This is a genomic window from Cohnella abietis, assembly GCF_004295585.1.
In the GTDB taxonomy this organism is placed as follows: Bacteria; Bacillota; Bacilli; order Paenibacillales; family Paenibacillaceae; genus Cohnella; species Cohnella abietis.
Window position 1 is genome coordinate 6,919,114 of record NZ_AP019400.1, and the last position, 20,104, is coordinate 6,939,217.

General features: G+C 47.5%; 13 protein-coding genes. 4 read left to right on the forward strand and 9 right to left on the reverse strand.

The window, feature by feature from the left end; all coding sequences use genetic code 11:
- Positions 1 to 63 precede the first annotated feature (63 nt).
- The 4 genes from KCTCHS21_RS30145 to KCTCHS21_RS30160 form a co-directional block, all read right to left on the reverse strand.
- Positions 64 to 1,065, reverse strand: a complete 1,002-nt coding sequence (locus KCTCHS21_RS30145) for an aliphatic sulfonate ABC transporter substrate-binding protein (RefSeq protein ID WP_130616175.1) — start codon at positions 1,063 to 1,065, stop codon at positions 64 to 66.
- A 40-nt stretch (positions 1,066 to 1,105) separates the two neighbouring features.
- A complete protein-coding gene (locus KCTCHS21_RS30150) occupies positions 1,106 to 2,017 on the reverse strand; it encodes a TauD/TfdA dioxygenase family protein (protein ID WP_130616176.1) in 912 nt (303 codons plus the stop codon).
- A gap of 430 nt (positions 2,018 to 2,447) precedes the next feature.
- A complete protein-coding gene (locus tag KCTCHS21_RS30155; RefSeq protein WP_162309411.1) occupies positions 2,448 to 3,077 on the reverse strand; it encodes a TetR/AcrR family transcriptional regulator in 630 nt (209 codons plus the stop codon).
- A gap of 85 nt (positions 3,078 to 3,162) precedes the next feature.
- Positions 3,163 to 3,651, reverse strand: a complete 489-nt coding sequence (locus KCTCHS21_RS30160; protein ID WP_130616809.1) for a DedA family protein — start codon at positions 3,649 to 3,651, stop codon at positions 3,163 to 3,165.
- 261 nt (positions 3,652 to 3,912) lie between these two features.
- Between KCTCHS21_RS30160 and KCTCHS21_RS30165 the strand changes: the two genes are divergently transcribed.
- Entirely contained in the window at positions 3,913 to 5,958 is a 2,046-nt protein-coding gene (locus KCTCHS21_RS30165; RefSeq protein WP_130616178.1) for a serine hydrolase domain-containing protein, read from the forward strand.
- A 112-nt stretch (positions 5,959 to 6,070) separates the two neighbouring features.
- Here KCTCHS21_RS30165 and KCTCHS21_RS30170 read toward each other — a convergent pair whose 3' ends face one another.
- Positions 6,071 to 7,861 (reverse strand): helix-turn-helix transcriptional regulator, encoded by a 1,791-nt coding sequence (locus KCTCHS21_RS30170; RefSeq protein WP_170211448.1) that lies wholly within the window; start codon positions 7,859 to 7,861, stop codon positions 6,071 to 6,073.
- A 122-nt stretch (positions 7,862 to 7,983) separates the two neighbouring features.
- The gene (locus KCTCHS21_RS30175) at positions 7,984 to 8,571 is read right to left on the reverse strand and encodes a sensor domain-containing protein (RefSeq protein WP_130616179.1); all 588 of its coding nucleotides are present in this window, start codon (positions 8,569 to 8,571) and stop codon (positions 7,984 to 7,986) included.
- Positions 8,572 to 8,909: 338 nt separating this feature from the next.
- On the opposite strand from KCTCHS21_RS30175, the gene KCTCHS21_RS30180 reads away from it, so the two are divergent.
- Positions 8,910 to 9,884 carry an Ldh family oxidoreductase gene (locus tag KCTCHS21_RS30180; RefSeq protein WP_130616180.1) on the forward strand — a complete coding sequence of 325 codons (975 nt, stop codon included), beginning with the start codon at positions 8,910 to 8,912 and terminating at the stop codon, positions 9,882 to 9,884.
- Between the two features lie 203 nt (positions 9,885 to 10,087).
- Here KCTCHS21_RS30180 and KCTCHS21_RS30185 read toward each other — a convergent pair whose 3' ends face one another.
- On the reverse strand, positions 10,088 to 11,836 hold the full coding sequence (locus tag KCTCHS21_RS30185; protein ID WP_157994161.1) for a DUF2207 domain-containing protein: 1,749 nt from the start codon (positions 11,834 to 11,836) through the stop codon (positions 10,088 to 10,090).
- Between the two features lie 277 nt (positions 11,837 to 12,113).
- On the opposite strand from KCTCHS21_RS30185, the gene KCTCHS21_RS30190 reads away from it, so the two are divergent.
- On the forward strand, positions 12,114 to 12,992 hold the full coding sequence (locus KCTCHS21_RS30190) for an aminoglycoside phosphotransferase family protein (RefSeq protein WP_130616813.1): 879 nt from the start codon (positions 12,114 to 12,116) through the stop codon (positions 12,990 to 12,992).
- An 87-nt stretch (positions 12,993 to 13,079) separates the two neighbouring features.
- Here the strand turns inward: KCTCHS21_RS30190 and KCTCHS21_RS30195 are convergent, their stop codons facing one another.
- A complete protein-coding gene (locus tag KCTCHS21_RS30195) occupies positions 13,080 to 14,819 on the reverse strand; it encodes an ABC-F family ATP-binding cassette domain-containing protein (protein WP_130616182.1) in 1,740 nt (579 codons plus the stop codon).
- A 285-nt stretch (positions 14,820 to 15,104) separates the two neighbouring features.
- Here KCTCHS21_RS30195 and KCTCHS21_RS30200 point away from each other — a divergent pair, with 285 nt between their 5' ends.
- Positions 15,105 to 16,133, forward strand: a complete 1,029-nt coding sequence (locus KCTCHS21_RS30200; protein ID WP_130616183.1) for an NAD-dependent epimerase/dehydratase family protein — start codon at positions 15,105 to 15,107, stop codon at positions 16,131 to 16,133.
- A gap of 121 nt (positions 16,134 to 16,254) precedes the next feature.
- Here KCTCHS21_RS30200 and KCTCHS21_RS30205 read toward each other — a convergent pair whose 3' ends face one another.
- Positions 16,255 to 20,094 carry an InlB B-repeat-containing protein gene (locus tag KCTCHS21_RS30205; protein WP_162309412.1) on the reverse strand — a complete coding sequence of 1,280 codons (3,840 nt, stop codon included), beginning with the start codon at positions 20,092 to 20,094 and terminating at the stop codon, positions 16,255 to 16,257.
- Between the last annotated feature and the right edge of the window lie 10 nt (positions 20,095 to 20,104).

A 20,104-nucleotide genomic window follows, 5' to 3' on the forward strand; every position in this document is an offset into this window, starting at 1 on the left:
CGAACAGAATGAAGGAAGAGGACGGCTACACCACCTCTTCCCTGATCAGCAGAAAACGATATATTATTTCAATTTCAATACCTTTTTAACGAAAGTGTTGTCCACAGAATCAGCGTATTTCACCTTTTTCTTCAGGAACTTCTCTTTAAATAGCACGTCCGCGGAAGCTTGCTGTGTCGCGATCGCTTCCTTTGTCACCGGACTCAACGTGCTGTCTTGGTTCAGTATGACTTGCTTGACTATCGGTGCGGGAATCTGCTTCAGCTCGGCATAAATCTGTGCGGCATCATCCACATGAGATTCCTGCCAGGCCAGTGCTTCTTTATAAGCGCTAAGGAAAGCTGTAACGAGCTCCGGATGGTCTTTAGCGAACGCTGTGCGCGCAATAAGGGTTACCGGAGCTTGAATGCCTTGATCCGCTCCTGCCAGCACCGTTCCCTTCTCTTGAATCGTCAACTGCGTCGTATAAGGATCAATCGTCACCCATGCGTCGACTTTGCCGGCCACGAATGCTGGCAGTGCGTCCGCCAATTGCAAGTTCACGATTTTAAGGTCTTTTTCCGTCAAACCGTTTTTGGCTAACGCTTTGATCAAAAATACGTGGGGAGTCGTTCCTTTCGTAACCGCGACTGATTTGCCCTTGAGATCTTTAATGCTCTTGATCTTGCTTTCGGGCTGAACAAGAATGGAATTCAATTTTCTTCCTTCGCTTACGAGTCCAATGCTACGGAACGGCAGGCCTGCCGACAAGCCTTGCAAAGCCGCGCCGTCACCGAGCAGAGAAATGTCTACGCGTTTGGAAGCCAACGATTCCAAAAGCGGGGGACCGCTTGGAAATTCACTCCAGGAGACGGTGGCATTATACTTTTTGAAGGCGGCCTCCAGCGTACCTTTTTGCTTCAACAGGGCGAAAATATTCAATCCTCCGTTAATTGCTACGTTTACCGTAACCGGTTTGGCAGCCGCTTGCACGGGAGCCGTATTGCCGCTCAACAAGGTTGCAAAGACGATCGCTACAGTAAGGATGACGAAGTTCGATTTGGCAAATAGACGTGAGATGCTCATTAGGGGATCCTCTCCTTAACGTAATTTGTAATTAGGTTGATTAGGCTTCAAGCGGCGCCTTGGAATGAGTAAAGCTCGGTTTTCCTTCCACGCCGACCGGGACTTCGCCCGCCAGCGTCACCCTACGCACGACTCGGTGCTGATCGCCGTAATCGTTGACCGCAATGTGCTGCGTCGCGCGATTGTCCCAGATAACGACGTCACCGACCGACCAGCGCCAACGGATCGTATTTTCTAGCTTCGTAACGTGGGTTTGGAAAATCTCTAACAAATGCGCAGACTCCGAGGGGGATACGCCCAATATTTTTTTGACAAAACCGCCGAGTAAAAGCGATTTTTCACCGGTAACGGGATGAACGCGAACGACGGGATGCTCGGTTTCATAGACGGTTGAAGCAAACTGCTTCCGATAAGCTTGAATTTCTTCTTTCGAACGGTCAGGCCGTCTCGCCGCATAATCTTGATCGTTCGTGTGGATGGCCCACAGGCTGTCCGCTAATGCTTGAAGCTCAGCCGGCAAGCTATTGTAGGCTGCAGCCGTATTCGACCAGACGGTGTCTCCGCCTGTTGCCGGAATCACGACTGAACGCAAAATCGAAGCACTCGGATAAGCATCAACGAACGTAATATCCGTATGCCATGCGTTCGCGCGTCCGCCGTGGTGGGAATCAAGCTCCAGAATGCTGCTCGTGCCCGCCTTCGTGGGAACCGTCGGGTGGCTGTACAGCTCGCCGAGCTGCTTGGCGAACGCTTCGTGCTCCGCGTCGTCCAGATGCTGTTGACCCCGGAAAAACAAAACCTTATGCTCAGCCAGCGCTTGTTTGATACTTGAGATTTCGGTTTCACCAAGTTGACCGGACAACCGGATTCCTTGTACCTCGGCTCCGACTTTGCCGCCGATCGGCACGATTTCCAATGCGCCTGTCGGCGCACTCTCGATTTGTGTACTCATTTGCTTCTCCTCCTCGTAATCTCTTTTCTAAATATGATGATTCTTTTCATTGCTGCCCGCTCAACGGGCGCTCACGACAAAATAAATTTGAAGGTTAACATCGACGGGTAGCGAATCGAGCCATTTCCTCATCCCCTTAATTCAATGTTTTTTCATAGGAATAGTTGGTTTAAAGTTCGAAAAAAAAGGCTCGGAACATCGCGGAAAATGAAAAAGATTCAACGGAATTAGCATCGCTGCTAACGCTACCGTTGAATCTCCGGATGTCCAGTTGATTCGACTTCTTCCCCAATGATTCTACAGAATGATTTTAAAGTCATTCTGTATCTCGTGATACATATACTACCGGGGGACGCACGATCTGTCAACCCTTTTTTACCTTCTTTATCCATCGGAATACATATTTATTTCTACGTAGCTTAGGTTCGAATTAGGGGCGAAGCATCTTCAGCAAATAATTCCAGGCAGAATCGATATCTGGCGCTCCAAAGCCGCGAATGTCCCATAGCCCTATACCAGAGAAAAAGCTTAAACAATACATCGCGATTTGCGTGGAATCGCCCTCCATGATCGTTTTGTCCCGTTGTCCCTGTTCAATAATTTCCGTAAGGAGCGTGAGATTAACGAACATGCGCTCGAGGATTTGAGATTTGACCGCATCGGACAATACATTCGTCGCTTGCGCCTGTAGAACGATCCAGTACGCTTTGCCCGAATCGGTAAGCAACAAAAGAAAATCCGAAATCCGCTTGATTTTGTCGAGCGCCGAAATCGGCATTGCGATCGTTTCGATTAATAAATTACCGTAGGCTTCTTGGGATTGCTGCACAATCGTCTCTAGCAATTCTTCCTTCGAGGCGAAGAAATTATAGACGTGCCCGTGGCTTAACCCTGCGTGGGAAGCAATATCGCTTATTTTGCAAGCTGCCACTCCGCGCTGGGTGAACATCTGAAGCGCTGCCGAAATGATCTGGTGTCTTCTCTCTTCTCTTTGCAGACGATCCCGTTCGGGGTTGCGGGGCATAATCGGGTGACCTCCGGATTGAGTTTTTTCCCTCATTCTATCAAAAAGCGCCACTGCCGTCATTTTCGGCGAAACGGTGGTCGGCCACGAATTGAGCCCAGCATTCGATAGGCAATGCGACTCAAGTTTTTGGCCCCCCTAAAAAATACCCAATTGAAATAAAAATCGCACACCAGCACAGGGCTCCCAAGCCCGAGTAGAGTATATATTTCCGTGGGTTCATGCCGCTTATCCCTGCCAGATAACAAGTCAGATGGCGGAGCCCTGGAATATAGTAGCCGAGGCATATGGCCCAGGGGCCGTAACGCTCGAACCAGCTCTCTGTTTTCTCTATCCTTTTGTTCGTTAGCCTAACCCATTTTCCATACTTCCACAGCAATGGCTTGCCGAATTTCCGCCCAAGGGCGTAACTGCACAGCATGCCACTCATAGCCCCGAGGACGCTGATCACAAGGGCTACTGGGAAATAAAGCAGCCCAATTGAAGAAAGATAGCCAACAATCGTCATGAGAACCTCATCAGGCACAGGCAAACCAATAATACCAAGCACAAGGCATAAGAAGATGCCAATATAACCGTACTGGATAACGATATCTTGTATGAAAGCGATGATGTCCACACTCCAGTTCTAATGGCTTTGGGCAAGGAAGACTGTCATATGCTCCACCGGAAAATCCACTCTCCATCGCCCTTGCACGTATCTTAATGCCTCCCTTGTCAATAAACCTAGTGCCGAATTGTCACATGACGCTTTCAAAGTGGCTCGATGTCATGGATGACGAAATGCAACTTGTTGGTGTGACAGCTCCTTTGCCATACTGGGCTCAGCCGATTGTTAAGCGGCAAATCTAATGGTCAAGGAGAAATCATTATGAAGAAATGGACTCGCACGAAACTCGCATTTCTACTATTAACTGTTCTGCTATTAACTGTTCTGCTATTAACTGCTACGGTCATTACCGCTATTACTGCTAGTTTGGGATCAGGGAACGCATCCAATATCCCACAGGCTCCCGCACCAGTTGCATCTGAGGAGGCCAGCCTGGAGGGGCCGCGAGAGGTCAAGGAACTGGAGGCTTTTGCAGATAGTATTTTTGCGGACGCGATGAAGAAGTTTAATACGGTTGGTTCTAATTTTGCGGTCATATCGAATGGGAAAGTGCTGTTAAGCAAAGGTTACGGTTATGCCGACAGGGAAAATAAAATTCCGGTAGATAGTAGCACCGTTTTCCAAATCGGTTCTGTGACGAAGCAATTCACGGCATTGGCAGCTATGCAGCTGGTCGATAAGGGAAAGATTGATTTGCATCACGATATCCAGGAATACCTGGGAGGGATGAAGGTACCGAATACAACAGGGAAAAAACTGACTATGTACGATCTGCTTACGTATACCAGCGGCTTTGACAAGCCGGATATCCTCTCGGGTTCGGAACCGGAATATGTGAATCAATATTTCCCGATGAAGGATTCTCTCGAATCGAATATGCCGACTGTTGTCAGACCTCCGGGGGAAGCATACACCTACGATAATTTTGGGTTCACACTGGCGGGGTATGCGGTAGGAGAAGTAACGGGCATGTCATTCGCCCAGTATATGGAGGAAAATATTTTCAAACCGTTAGGCATGAACTCAACGAATGTGCGGTTTACCCCCGAACTGCTCAGCAGAATGGCTGCCCACTATGGGCCCAAAGGCGAGCTGATCGCTCTGGAGGGATTCAAACCAACTGATCGGCCTAGCGGCGGCATGGTCTCAACTTCAGATGACATGGTGAAGTACCTTATGATGCATCTGAACAAAGGAACGTATGAAGGTAAAGAAATCTTAAGTTCCAAGAGCATCGAGCAAATGCACACCTACCAGGTGTTCCCTGACAAAGAGTTCCCTGTCACAACGATCGGATTCGAAGGCTACTTCAAAGAGAAGATGAATGGTCATCATGTGGTTATTAAAGGGGGAAATGTAACCGGTCATTCTTCCTTAATTGTTATTTTGCCGGAGGAAAACACAGCGTTCTACATGTCCTACAATAACGACTCCATGATGAGTCTCGACGTGTATGAGGCATTTATGAATCATTATTATCCGAGAAAAGAAGAGGCTCCACAGCCATCCTACTCGCCAATCCGTGAACAGCAGGCCAAGGACTACGTGGGATTGTACCAAAACACGCGTCTAGGATCCATAAGAACCCAAGTTTCCTATTCAGACGAAAAATTGGTTATGGAGACAGGAGATCTGGGCAAGAGTACACTGAAAATGATCCACCCTTTACTCTTTGAGGATGAATCCGGCAATAAAGTGGCCTTTCAAAAAAATGGGGCAGGCCAAATCACCTATTTCTATTACATGCAGCTTCCGCACTACGTGGGTTATGCACAAAAAATAGATATAGATGCGCCATTCACTGATGTACCGGCGGACAGCAAGTATGCGTCTTATATTCATAATCTTCATGCTTTGAAGGTTATGGACGGAAAATCGGCCACCCTCTTCGATCCGAATGGAACGATAACTCAGGGTGAATTCTCGGAGTTACTACTGCGCGCCCACGGTTGGCAAACCATGCCTTATACGGTTGAACCAAACAAGAAGCAGATGATGTCCGGATTGCCTGATTATCAGCCTGATTCTCCTGTCACCAGACAGATGGCGGCAGTTATGATCCAAAATCTGAGGCAAGCTGAGCCTGGATCCAAGGTTAACTTGAGTGGCGAAACGGATGCCTGGGCAATTGAAGCCATCACAACCCTTGTATCCCAAGGCATCATGGACCCAGATACCAAGATTAATTCGAACGGCTCCATCAACTTCCGTTCCAAGCAGCTGCTGAAGCGGCAGGAAGCGAGTGCCTTATTGGATCTGGCATTTGATTACTACACATTGCCAATCCTTAATGAACTGAAACCATAATTCTGAAAAAAGTAAAAAACGACCTTTAAAAATCAAAATGGCGGGTGTTCGATCATACGAAGTAAAATCACTCCGTAAGTCGGCATCCGCCACCATGATAAATAACTTGGGGTTATTCCAGAAGCCCAGCCTCTCTGGCTTTTTCCACCGCTTCCTCCCGGTTGCGGACCCCCAGCTTCAAATAAGCCGATGACGCATAGTTTCGAACCGTACCATCGGATAAATACAATTTAGAAGCGATGCTTTTATATCGCAGCCCTTTGGACACGAGCTGTAAAATTTCAAGCTCCCGCGGCGTTAACTCATAGGCCGATGACTCTTTGATTAGCGAAGGATCATCCGAGCTATTGTCCGCTTCCAATTGGGCAAACAATTTGTGCGTCATGCCCTGATCGATCAGCGTGCCCCCGCGGTAGACGGTGCGTATCGTTTCGGCCAGCTCTAACGGCTGCATGGACTTTAACAAGTATCCGTCCACCCCGCTTCGCATCGCCTCCAAAGCCTGTCTGGGATCCTCGAACGTGGTAAGAATCAGAATGCGGATGTGGGGCCACGTTTCTTTTATCTTACGGGATGCGGAGATGCCATCCACATTCGGCATTTCCAAATCCATAAGCACCAGCTGCGGCTGAACCTGCCTGCACAGCTCGATCGCTTGCTCGCCATCCTCTGCCGTTCCGACAACCTGCAAGTCCTGATGCTCCTCCAGCAGAGCCCGCAGGCTTTCACGGATAAAGGGCTGGTCATCGACGACCAACAGGCGAATGACTTCATCCTTAAGCTCCGTTTGTCTAGGCAGCGTACAGGTAACAAGAGTGCCTTCTCCCGGCTCCGTATAGACGGCTACATGACCTTGCAAATTCATCGCCCGTTCCTTCATGGCGCTCAAGCCGAAGCCCTCCTTCCCATGCTCCATCCCGCGGCCGTTATCTTGAATTTCCAGTCTCGTCTGCTGCGGCTCGAATTGCACGGAAACTTTAATCTCGGTCGCGTGTCCATGACGCACGGCATTCGTCAACGACTCTTGCAGGCAGCGATAGAGTGCTGTCTTCGCCTGCTTCATTACAGGGTATTCCTCCCCGTAGGCATGGAAACGAACCGTCACCTTGGCATGCTCCTGAAACTCCTCCGCCAGCTTCCTCAAAGACTGAAGCAGCGGGAGCACCTCATGCGGCGATTCGATTTGATGCACGTAGCCTCTGACCTGCTCCATATTTTGGCGGGCCAGGTTCAATAGAGAATCGAGACTTTCCGTTCCTGTATCCGTTGCCAGCTCCGGACGCAACGTTTCCAATCCCATAATGAGCGAAGTGTAGGCATGACCGACGGTATCATGAAGCTCTTTGGACAGCCGGCTCCGCTCTTCGGCAAGCGTAATGCGCTCGATTTGGGACAGGTACTGCTCCAGCACCGCATTTTGATCGCGGATAATTTCGCCTTGACGATGATTGAGCACGAGTAAATGGAAGGAAAATCCGAAGACATACGCCAACCCAATGTGAACGGCCATGACCCAGTATTCACTCTGCTCTGCAAGCAGCTTAATTATGGCGGGCAGGAGCAATATGGATACAGGTCCTGTCCAGAGATAGGCCCTTTGCGCGCTGTGGGCAGCAATTAAAAAGGCATACAGCAGGAATGAGAAGTAGGCCTGTGGAAAAAATGAAGCCAGATACAAGCACAACCCGCCCGAGATCACGATTTCGGTAAACAGGTAGTATTTATAATCGAGCTGCAAGCAAAACCATGGTAAGGAAAAAGCAATCAGCTGCCACAGCATAAGAACCACAATCGGCAGCGAGAAATATTCTTGCTGCCCTATGGTCGTAAACACGAGAGAAATGCTGCATACCAAGCGAATTATGAACATGAGCCAGTCGTACCAGAACCATTGCTTGACCATATCGAACAAAACCATCAACCCCTAAAAACCTTCAGTATGACATTACGTAACTAGTATTGAGTAAACGGCTATAGAGTAAACTATACCATCGTACGACTACGAGGCGAAGCCGACCAAGGCGTCTACCTATTCACATGCTTGATCATCAGACGCGTGTAGCCGCCTATCAAGCGCGCCAAGCGGCCCGCAAGCCTAGAGCTCACCATCATTAATAAGACCCCTGTGGCCGACACCATCACGGCTTTGGCAACCGTATCTACTGACACCCCCATAAAGGAAAGGTTGATAAACGGATAGAGGAACGGGACCGCAATCAATACAAGCGGCGCCGCGTAGAGCAATGTCGCACTGATCAGACTTAAAATCCCTATCGGAAATTTCAACAACAGCCAGCCAATTGCGATCCAGTTGCGTAGGTTCATCAGTTCCTTCTTTGCTTGAAGCCAGTTGGACACATCGGAGTTGACGGATTTAACGCAAGGCTCGGTGGTAATGTCCGTATAAATCTTGGTCTGTACTCGTTCAAATTGCAGGAAGGCGGTCGTCGTCCGCAAAACCTGAGTCAGGAGAGGAACCCCCGCGACGGTAAACGAAAGGCTCAAGCCCAAAGTAAGAGCGACCAGATAAAAGCTAAAGTAAAACAATCCGGTGAAGAAAGTAAGCAGCAGGAAATAGCCGCTTTGAACAAAGCTAACGACGGTTCTGGCCATCAAGGAGCCACATCCTTTCCAAGTAGTAGATGTATTCTACGGATCTTGATGTCAAAACCGCCAGTGTCATAATGTCATATGACACAAAATGAACGAGCTACCAGCAGCAACAAGCGGGATAAGTTGTTCGAGGGAAACGGCGTCGACGACGATCATCTGCGCTTATGCCTGTCATAACGGGCTAACTTATTTCCATGATATAATGATAAAAACTTGTATTTACATATATAGAAGGAAATTCAGCTCGGAGTGTGATGAAATGCTGAGAGGAAATAATACAGTAAAAGATATGAAAGAATTCAAGCCACAATTTCAGTCGAGTCTTAGGATAATAGCCAATGCGATACGATCTTAAGAGCGCAAGAGAGTTGGCTATTCGCGTCTGTGTTGCTGCTGGTGCGAGTAAAGCGGTGGCAATCTCTCTGGCTGAAGCAACTGTCGCTGCGGAATGTTCCGGTCGGAGTTCGGTTGGATTTGCTCATCTTCCCGACTATCTGGAAGGCTTTTTGTGTGGTCGCATTAATGGCATAGAAGAGCCAGCGATCTTCTTTCCAGCACCTGCTCTCATTCAGGTCGATGCCAAGGGGGGGATCGCCCAACTTGGTTTTGATCGTGCATTCGAAGAATTGCTAACACGGGCAAACGCTTATGGTGTAACCGTATTTTCGTTACAAAACAGCTATACGGCTGGAGAGTTGGGCTATTACGTAAGGCGGCTTGCCCGTAAAGGATTGGTAGCGCTGGCTGCGACCAATGGATCTGCTTTAATGGCTGCGGGACAGAGCAGCGAGGCTGTTTATGGCACTAACCCGCTCGCATTCGCTGCACCTGTCGACAACAGAGCACCCTTGGTTATCGACCAGGCATCTAGCGCCACGGCGTTTGTCAATATTCGGCAGGCAGCAGAGCGGGGGGAGATGATCCCCGAAGGCTGGGCCATCGATCGGAAGGGACAAAACACAATGGATTCGCGTGAAGCGATCAAGGGGGCTTTAGTTGCTTTCGGAGGTACTCGTGGTGCTAATATCGCACTCATGATTGAAATACTTGCCGCAGGTACGACAGGCGCGAACTGGTCACTGGATGCTCCATCCTTTGATGATGGGAGTCACTCGCCTGGTGTAGGTCTGTTCATTGTAGCCCTAAATCCCGAACTACTCGCTCCCGGTTTTTCCGCTCGAATGGCGTCACAGATCGAACGATTGTCCTCCAAAGGCATTCATGTCCCCGGAGGCAGCTGTACTGAAGATAAAATGGAGATCGACCTTCCTTCTTCACTTGTTGCGACCCTTGAGGAATATTGTTTGCCTTAATGAAGCATTTTTCTAAACAAACCCCTTCCGCCAAAACGGCTTAGGGGGCTATTGCTTTTTCACCAACGTAGTGCAGAAAGCCCGTTTTCTCTGAACAGCATTTTAAATCGTAAGTTGCGTTACTACGAAAAAAAAGGCGGCCACGTGGGCCGCCGATGCAATTCGCGCGAGCTCTTCTTTGCATTCCGTAACCCTTTAAGGCATTAGAACGCTCCGCGTCCTCCACCGCCGCCTCCACCACCGCCTCCGGAAGAGAACCCTCCACCGGACTCGGAAGAGCCGCCGCTAGTCAAATAACTCGATTCCCATACCGCTTCATTAAACAGCTTATTCAGTTGGTCGAATTCATTAACGGCCGTCGAATAGTAAAGGCTGGAATCGTCATAACTTGTGTTTGTCTCGTACAGGATTGTGACCTTGGTGTCCTTGATCATCCCCTTAGCTACTCCGAGTGGAATCGCAAATACGAAGTAATGATCCCATAAGTGGACGGCCATCGCATCACGCTTCTCGATTCGGCTATACGCGCGAAGGAAACGACCGAACGCCTTCCATTTTAAGTATTCGGTCTGTCCGGCACTCGTTCTCTGAACGCTTTTCGGCTTGAAGAAGAGAAGCGGAAGCGATGAGAACATCAACCATTTCCAATCGGTTGGCGCAAAGATAAAGAAGCCAATGAACTGCACGAAGGAAGAGAGAATAACCCATCTGTAAATGCCGGAGTTTATTCTAAAATGATCCCGTGCCATGGCCGTTTCCTTGACCTTCCCCTTCCAATCCGACCATTTTACCGGAAAATCGGATCGCAAGGACGCTTCAAAGTGGATTTCCGACAAAGCCACCTTATCACCATCACCTATCTTGTCGAAGAACCATTCGAGCAACATCTTTTCGTGCGGCAGCAAGCCCTCGGTATTCTTGTTTCGCCATATGAAAGAATAGTCGTGCTTCCCCTTTCCAACCTTTGGCGAATCAAGTCTCTCCATGTCGATGTATTTCCTTCTCACTAAGTCTAGCATAGTCGCCATCAGATCCCTGGGTTTGACTTGGGTATCGAGTAAATAACCGACGACGGCAGGCGACGCGTCAGAAGGTAGCTCGCGATAATCGTCGCCCTTCCAATCCGACTTGGCGGCTTTGCGATATCGGAAGTAAATCGTATAGCCGGCCGCGAGGTTGGCAAGCAACAAGAGCAGCGCGTAGGGTTCCGTGTAGTCATTCGAACTTTCCGGGTTCTCATCTTCCGCCTTCCAGTTCCTCTCCTTCTCCATAATCTTATCGAGCATCGGCTCGTCACTTATTTTTTTGCTGCCCAGAACATAGTCCACGGGGAACAGAACTCGCGCCTCGAGCATCTGATTGGCCGGCAATGAATTCACCTGGAAGAGGACCGTCCCATTGTCTTGGACATTAGTGGTTCCGTCTAACGGGCCATGGCCGAATGCCGTGACCTCGCCCTTCGCGATTCCTTCCGGCAGCTCGATCACGATATTCACCGTCCCCAGCGCGTTAGCATTCGTCTCATCGAAGAACTTCCAGTACAATTCCGCGGTGTCTGCATAGATTTGCACGACATTCTTGACGGTATAAGAAATCCGGAACACCTTCGTTGTATCGGCGGACTCGGAATAAACCTTGTATCGGAGCGCGTTTCCGTCGCCTGATTGCTCGAATCTAAGCTGAACATCGCCTTTGTCCGATACCTCGTAGGCCGTGAATTTCTCGATACCGTCCGAGCCGGCCGTATTCAAGTCGACGAGAATTCCGTTAAAGACGCCATCAAATCGATAGGTATCCCTCTCGGTTATTTGCATGTTTCCATCGGCGTCGATGACGGCATGAATATCGACCTTGCTGATCTCGAACGAACGTTCCTCCGCGCTCGCGGGCGAGACGGACAGAAGGAGAAATAGGGATAAAACAAGACCAACGACTTTAGACCTAAAGTGCATCCACATAGTTCCTTTCCGACACAGTAATATAATCTCTCGCAGTTGTTTTCGCTTGAAGAAATGATTGAAAGATAGTTCTAACGACTTATATCGACAGAAAAAAGCAATATATTAATGGTTTTCGCAATATCGGCTGTTCGACTTATGGAAAGGTTCTCCGTATGATCTGTATCGAAAAGTTTTTTAAAGTGTTTTATCCTTTGATATGATCAAGGTGAATTATTATAATTTATTTACGATTACGATTCATCAACCTTTGAATAATGAGGCGAAAGAAATGATTAGAATTACAACTGAATTGGTATGTCAATTAATTCATAGCCAATTTCCCGAGTGGAGTCACTTAGCGATAGTACCCGTAGAAAAAAGTGGACATGATAACCGCACCTATCGGCTGGGAAGCGAGCTAACGGTTCGTCTACCGAGTCATGAACATTATGCATCAGCGGTTGAGAAAGAACTGGCCTGGCTCCCTATTTTTAAGCCTCATCTGTCCTTGCCCATTCCAGTTCCCATTGCACAAGGTAAGCCGACGAACGAATATCCCCTTCCATGGTCCGTCAACCGATGGATTGAAGGCGATACCGTCACACATGCCAACGTAGTCGATTTAAACAAATTTGCCGAAGACCTCGCGGACTTTTTGAAAGAATTAGAAGCGATTGATGCAAGCCACGGCATACCATCAGGCATACAAAACTTTCATCGCGGGGGAAACTTGGCAGTTTACGATCAAGATACTAGGTCCGTCATTGATAAGCTATCCGACCAATATGATCAAAAGCTCTTAACAGAAATATGGGAGCTTGCCCTTGCGACGAAATATCAGTCGGCACCACTGTGGCTGCATGGTGATGTAGCAGTAGGCAATCTACTTGTGCGAAATGGTAGGCTTTGCGGCGTCATTGATTTCGGTACTATAGGCGTTGGTGATCCCTCAAGCGATCTTGTGATGGCTTGGAATTATTTTGATAATGAAAGTCGCGGCATATTCTTGGACCGCATGAACTTTGACCAGGATACCATTAATCGCGCACGCGGTTGGGCTATGTGGAAAGCACTCATCACCTACGCTTGGATTGAACCAAGCTCGGAAGCCTCGAATTGGGGAAAGCATGTGATCGATGTCATTATTCAAGACTATAAATGCCTATAGAGCGAAAAAAGCTTGCGACTTAGATAAAGTCGCAAGCTTTTTGATACTATACTGGAGCCAAGCCGGAAATGGAATGAAGGTTGTAATTTATAGCAGCTTAATCAGCTCATCTAGCTCCTCAACCAATACTTTTGCAAGTTCAAAATCAGTATTTTTTAAAGCCAATTCTATTTTCATTTCAACTGATTTTTTCTTTTGTTCAGTTTCTAAATAGTCTCTATCAAAATGACTAGCATAAATCATCTGTCTAAATTTTCTCATGCTCATTTTTCTAATCGTCTTATCGTCAATGATTAAAACATAATCCATACCATTTACAACAGAATAGAAATCATGAGAAATCATGAGAATCGCACCTTTATAGTCTTCGATGGCTTTCTCCAGTGCTATTTGTGTATAGGTGTCTAAATGGCTTGTCGGTTCATCAAGAAGCAGTACGTTTGCTTTACTGGCAGAAACTTTAGCCAATTGAAGCATGTTTTTTTCTCCACCAGATAAAGATTCTATCTTCTGATTAACGATTTCTCCTTCAAAGCCATAGTTTGAAATATACGATCTAATCTCATCATAAGTTTTAAACCCGGCATCAATGAATTCTTCTAGTATTGTATTAGAATCCGTTAGCATTTCGCCTTGAAGTTGAGATAAATAAGCCACTTTAACATCAGCATTTATGTCAATTGAATCATGATTATTTTTAAAGATATCTCGGAGTAAAGTCGTTTTCCCAGTACCGTTTGAACCGATAATGGCTACTTTATCAGTAGATTTTATCTCAAAGTTAACATTGTCTAAAAGCAACTCATCAAAGGTAACACTATAATTATTAACATTTACAACAATGGTGTCTTCAATTTCATTATCAATACCAAAGCTTATTTTCGGTTGCTTAATATCAACAAATGGCGCTTTAATTCTACGCGCTTCCAATCTTTCTTGAAACCTAACTCTAGCTTTTAACGCTCTTCCTCTAGACGCTTCTGCATTATAAGTTGCAATAACTCTAAGATTATTGATTATGTTCTCGTTTCTCTCAATTTCTTCATCTTCGGCGATTGCGATTTCTTGTAACTCAATTTTTGTCTGAAGTAATGAGAAATTATACTCAATATACCGCCCATCAAACTCTTGGATCTCCATGTTTTCAAGGTGAATAATTTTGTTGAAACAATGATTCAATAGATATCGGTTGTGAGTAACAACGAGCAGCATTCCTTTGTGGGAATTAATAAGGTTTTTAAGCGCATTTAGGTTTTCAAAGTCTAAAAATACATCTGGTTCGTCCATAATCATTAAGTCTGGACTATTAAGCATTTCCTTCATCACTTGAATAAGCTTGAATTCCCCACCACTCACGTCGGATACCCTAATATCTTTTAGCTTCATGAGATTTGCTAGATTTAGTTTCTTATTAATGTTGCTTTCAAAATCATCGCCACCAATTGAATCAAAAGCGTCTAGAGCTAATTGATACTTTTCTAATAACGGATCAATATCCGATGATGTTTCCATTTCAGTACAAATAGATGTTATTTCATTTTGTATCTTAATATATTGTTCTCCTATATATTCAAAAACGGTTGTTTCTTTCGTTTTGTCTGGTTGTGAGAACTGACTCACATAACCAATTGTACATGTTGGATCCATCTCTAACTTGCCATCGAACATATATTTTTCTGGATCCATCAGTATATCTATCAGTGTACTTTTCCCACTACCACTTGTCCCTATAAAAGCGCAATGTTGTGCCTCTTCAAACGTAAATGAAATGTTTTTATATAGTTCTTTTTGCGGAAATGCGAAGGATAAGTTATCAACTTTTATCATAGTGTTACCTTCTTTATAACTAGAATAGTGAATATTCATAGATGTATTGCAGACATAGATTTTGAGTTTGCCGTTGTAAGAGTAACACTGTTTATAACCAACTGCAATCTATCTGTAGCTCTTACCTTCACTTCGAAAGTCCAAACTTCACTGGAATGACGCCGAGTCTTATGTTTAATTTGACTTAAAGTCCACTTTAAACCTTATCATTATATTGAAGAAATACAGTCTCAATGCTCAGGAGATATTAATATCATTCAATTTGGTTGAGAGGGGATTCGTAAAATGGAACAAAACGATAAGATTGTCATTATTGGGGTAACTGGTTACATCGGCGCATGGATTGCTAAACGGTTAACAGATATGGGTTATAACCATATTATCGGAACATACCGAAATGAAGCAAAAGCACAACAGCTTCAAACGTTATTGCCAAATGTGAATTTTTACAAAGCAAACCTAGGTGAACCAGAAAATTGGCATGATGTTTTAAGTGAAGCAAAGTGGATTTTTAATCAGGGGAGTGCCTCCAGCCCAAACGACAAAACGTTTAAAGATAGAGGCCGAACAAAGCAAAAAGGTATTCGCATGCTCTTACAAATGGCTGTTGATTCGGGTAGTGTCAAAAAGATCGTACATACCACGGCAGAGTCAACCATTGCTTACGGCAATGAAGATCCATCAAAAACGACTTTTACCGAGGATGACTGGACTAATGAAGATAGGGAAGGCTTGTTCGACCACAATATGGTTTCAAAAACGATGGAAGAAAAAGCAGCCTGGTCGTTTATCCAATCCCCTGAAAATGCATCAAACATAATCATGACAACGATCCACCCTACGCATGTTATGGGACCAAGCTTTGTGCCTTGGCACAATGATATGATATATGCCATGCTTCGCGGCGATAGGGCTATGGCAGATTCGCAGCTATATGGGGTTGATGTGCGCGACGCAGCGGCAATGAATATTGCGTTGATGAGATCAACTGCAGCAAATGGAAAGCGTCATTTCGCCTCAGCTTTTAAATCAACATACTCTACTCTCTTAAATTTGATTAAAGAACAATTTACAGACGAGCAGATTAAATCCGTGTTAGGCCATGCTGCTCAAATCATTCCTGGAGATCAAGCGGCGGATATATTGAGCCATTGTCATGCAACTTCATATTATCAAGATATGGTACCTCGCATGTTAAACCGCGTAGTGTACAAGACGAACTATCCTGAAGCGTATGCATATGAGTATACAGAACCGAATACTACAGTCATACAAGCCATGGAAAAAATGTTGAAGGATAAAAACAAAGGATAAAAATAAAGGATAAAATCGAGGTCCAACAAAACTGAACCCTCGATTTTATCCTTTGTGCATACTGTTCACCTTGACTTAATGGCGATGTCTCCGTTGCCTTAAAACTCTGCTTAATTTTCCTTTATTCGCCTGTTTGCGCCAACATTTTCAACAGCACGGTTACTGACTCTGCTCTTGTCGCTTTATCGCCCGGAGCAAATGTATTTGCGCCTTTGCCTTTAATAATACTCTGCTTTCTCATGGCCACAACTGCACCTTTCGCCCAGTCCGGAATGTCTTTGTCGTCCGCGAAGCCTGTTGCCGTTGCAGCTTCAACTGACTGCCCCAGCGCTTTTGCGATCATCACTGCCATTTCCAGACGCGTAATTTCGGCATCCGGTCGGAATGTGCCATCTTTATAACCCGTAAGGATACCCGCTTGTACCGCTTTCGCAACCGATTTCTGCGCCCATGTTGCGATCTTTCCTTTATCAGTAAACGTCAGTTCGGCTCCATCCCCTTGCGGCTTGAGCGTATTCATCAGCATAACCGCAAATTCCGCACGCGTTACGGTACGGTTCGGATTGAACGTACCGTCTGGATAACCGCTGACGATTCCGAAGCTTACCGCTTGCTTGATGCTCGCCTCGGCCCAGTGTCCGGAAATATCGCTGAAGTTGACCGGCGTGACTGTCGCTGGATCTTCTCCTTGGCCTGCTGCGAGTACCGCATACTTCGTAAAGTGGTTCACTTTTATGGTGATGGTATTTCCTTTTACCTCGCCGCCGACTTCCACCCATACCTTCTTTATTTCGTCGTAGTAAAATACGGAAGGTTTTTGATTGCCCTTTAATTTATTCGGATCGAAGGTAAAGGTCAGAGTGATCTCCTTGTTGAAGTTTTCTGGAAAGTTTTTTAGAATTTCGAAAACCGGACTGACCGGAACATCCTTACTTGTAAGCAGCCTTTGCGTGTCTGCCACTTTTTCTATCGTTATTTTCAATTCTTTGTCTGACGCACCGGCAGAAATCATAATTTTGACATCATCGCCCAGGCTGACCTCGCCGGCTCTACCAATCGGAAGCGTTAGCGTACCGTCTGTAGAGATCACTGTATGGTTTGAGGACGTTACTGGTGGGATGCCGCCATTGCTAGAAGGGCCGTCTGTGTTGTTGGCCGTCCATTTTGCGTGCAAGGTCATATTTACCGTGATCGGAGTGCTGGTGAAATCGAACGGTGTCTCCAGCCCGCTGTCACTGTACCACCCGCCGAACGTGTACCCGCTTCTTGTCGGATCCGTCGGTTTTGTCGCCTTACTGTTATCGTTCACAGTTTGGCTGCCCACCGCCGAACCACCATTGCTATTGAAGGTAACCGTATGAGTATTGGCCGTCCATTTTGCGTACAAGGTCTTACTTGCCGTAATCGGAGTGTTGGTGAAATCGAACGGTGTCTCCAGCCCGCTGTCGCTGTACCACCCGCCGAACGTGTACCCGCTTCTCGTCGGATCCGTCGGTTTTGTGGCCGTACTGTTATAGTCTACTGGCTGGTCGCTCTTCGCCGAACCGCCGTTACTATTAAAGCTAACCGTATACGTGTTGATCGTCCACATTGCGTATAGCGTCACGTTGGACGCCCCCATAGTGAAAGTCTCCTCTGTTGCATAGCTCATTCCGCTACCGCCCGACGCTGTATTCCAGCCGTCGAACGTGTAGCCCGTCTTCACCAGATACCCGGTATTCCCGTAAACCGTAACTCTATCACCTTGCGCATATGAGCCACTGTAGGTCGGCGCGGTGCCAGATGTAGCACCGTTGCCGTTATACGTTACCGAATATGTCGGTATCACCATGCTCAGCGTGTGAACAGGGGTCATCCCGCTCTTCGCCGATTCGCCGGCCGCATTGAACGCGCTCACCGTAAACGTATAGGAGGTGTTCGGTGTCAGTCCGCTCACCGTATGGGTAGTGCCGGTCACATTGGCAATCGCCGTGTTACCCCCATTCTCGTAGAGATAATAGCCGGTCGCTCCGGTTACGGCATCCCATGACAGCGTAGTCGAATCGAACGTGGTGCTGCCAGCCTGCAGATTCGCAGGCGTTCCGGGAGCGGTTAACTGTACGACACCGTTCACTCCCGCTGCGTATAGCGTTCCACCGATTTCCAGCAGCGCATGTAGTTGGCTCGGCGATCCGCTTACTTGTTCCCATGTGCCATTGCTGTACGACCATACGTCGTTGCTGCCGTTATCAGTCCCCGCGTATAGCTTACCATTGACGATAAGCAAAGCATTCACATCATTCGGCGCATTGCTGGTCGTCATTTGCGTCCATTCGGGTGTAGTCGCGCTAGTGTCGTAGGTCCATACGTCATTGCCGCCGTTAAAAGTCCCCGCATAAAGCGTGCCATTGACCTCGAGCAAGGAAGTCACGGTACTCGGCGCATGGCTGGCCGTCATTTGCGTCCATTCGGGCGTAGTCGCGGAAGTATCGTAAGTCCATACGTCATTTTCATCGGGGGTAGCATTCCCCGCATAGATCGTGCCGTTCACATTAAGCAACGTATTCACGTAACCCGGCATATGGCTTGCCGTCATCTGCGTCCATTCGGGCGAAGTCGCGGTAGTATCATATGTCCAAATATCATTGCTGCCGTTATTCGTCCCCGCATACAGCGTACCATCGACATTGAGCAAGGAATATACGTTACTTGGCGCATTGCTGGTCGTCATCTGCGTCCATTCGGGTGTAGTCGCGGTCGTGTCATAAGTCCATACGTCATTGTCATCGTCGTCATTACTAGTCCCCGCGTACAGCGTGCCGTTCACATCGATCAAGGCATACACATAGCCCGGCGAGCCGCTCATCTGCGTCCATCCGCCTCTAGTCGTATACGCCCAAACGGCATTAGTGTCTTTATTTAGCCCTGCATACAGTGTGCCATTGACACTGAACAAGGTGTTGGTATCGCCTGGAAAAACGCCCATCTGTGTCCACGTGCCGTTACTGTTCGTCCATACGTCGTTGCGTCCGGTCTGCGTCCCTGCATACAACGTCCCGTTGTCATCGAGCAAGGCATATACACTACCCGGTGCGCCGTTCATCTTCGCCCAACCTCCGAAAGTCGTGTACGTCCATACGTCGTCGAAACCGGAACCGGAGGCAGTCCCCGCATACAGCGTGCCGTTCACGAAGCGCAAGGTTTTCACTCTGGCCGGCGCACCGGTTATTGGCGTCCATGTACTATTGCTGTTATTGTACGTCCAAACGCTGCGGTTGTCTCCGTTTGGAGTCCCCGCCGCATACAGCATGCCGTTTACATTAACCAACGAAGCTACATATTTGGGATTGTTAACGCCATTGCTTATCTGCGTCCAGCTACCGTTACTGTTCGACCATACGCCGCTGCTTAGAGTCCCTGCATATAGCGTGCCATTTATATACGTCAAGGCTTGTGCATCGCCCGGCGAACCCATCATCTTCGTCCAACCGCCGACAGCCGTATACACCCATACCCCGTTGCTTCCAGTCCCTGCATAAATCGCGCCGTTTCCATCGATGATCAAGGAATACACGTCGCTCGGCGAGCCAATCATCTGCGTCCATCCACCACTAGCCGTGTACGTTGATACGTTGTTGCCGTCACCCCAAGCCCCAGCATACAGCGTGCCGTCCGCATCAACGAGCAAGCTTCGCACTCTGGCCGGCGAGCCGATCATCTGCGTCCAAGTGCCGTCGCGGTTCGACCATACGTCGTCGCTTCCGTTCCCTGTCCCCGCATACAACGTGCCACTCGCTTTGAGCAAGGTTTGCACGTTTGTCGGTTGTACGGTTTGTCCCACCGCTGGCCAAGTTGAAGAGGTCGCATAGACTGCCTTTCCTGCACCCATGAATGGGATGAGCATCAACGCGAGTAAGCATGCCAGAACGATCTTCCCTGATCGGGAAGACCACATCTTGAGTCTTGATGTAGATCGTTTCATAAATTCGTAT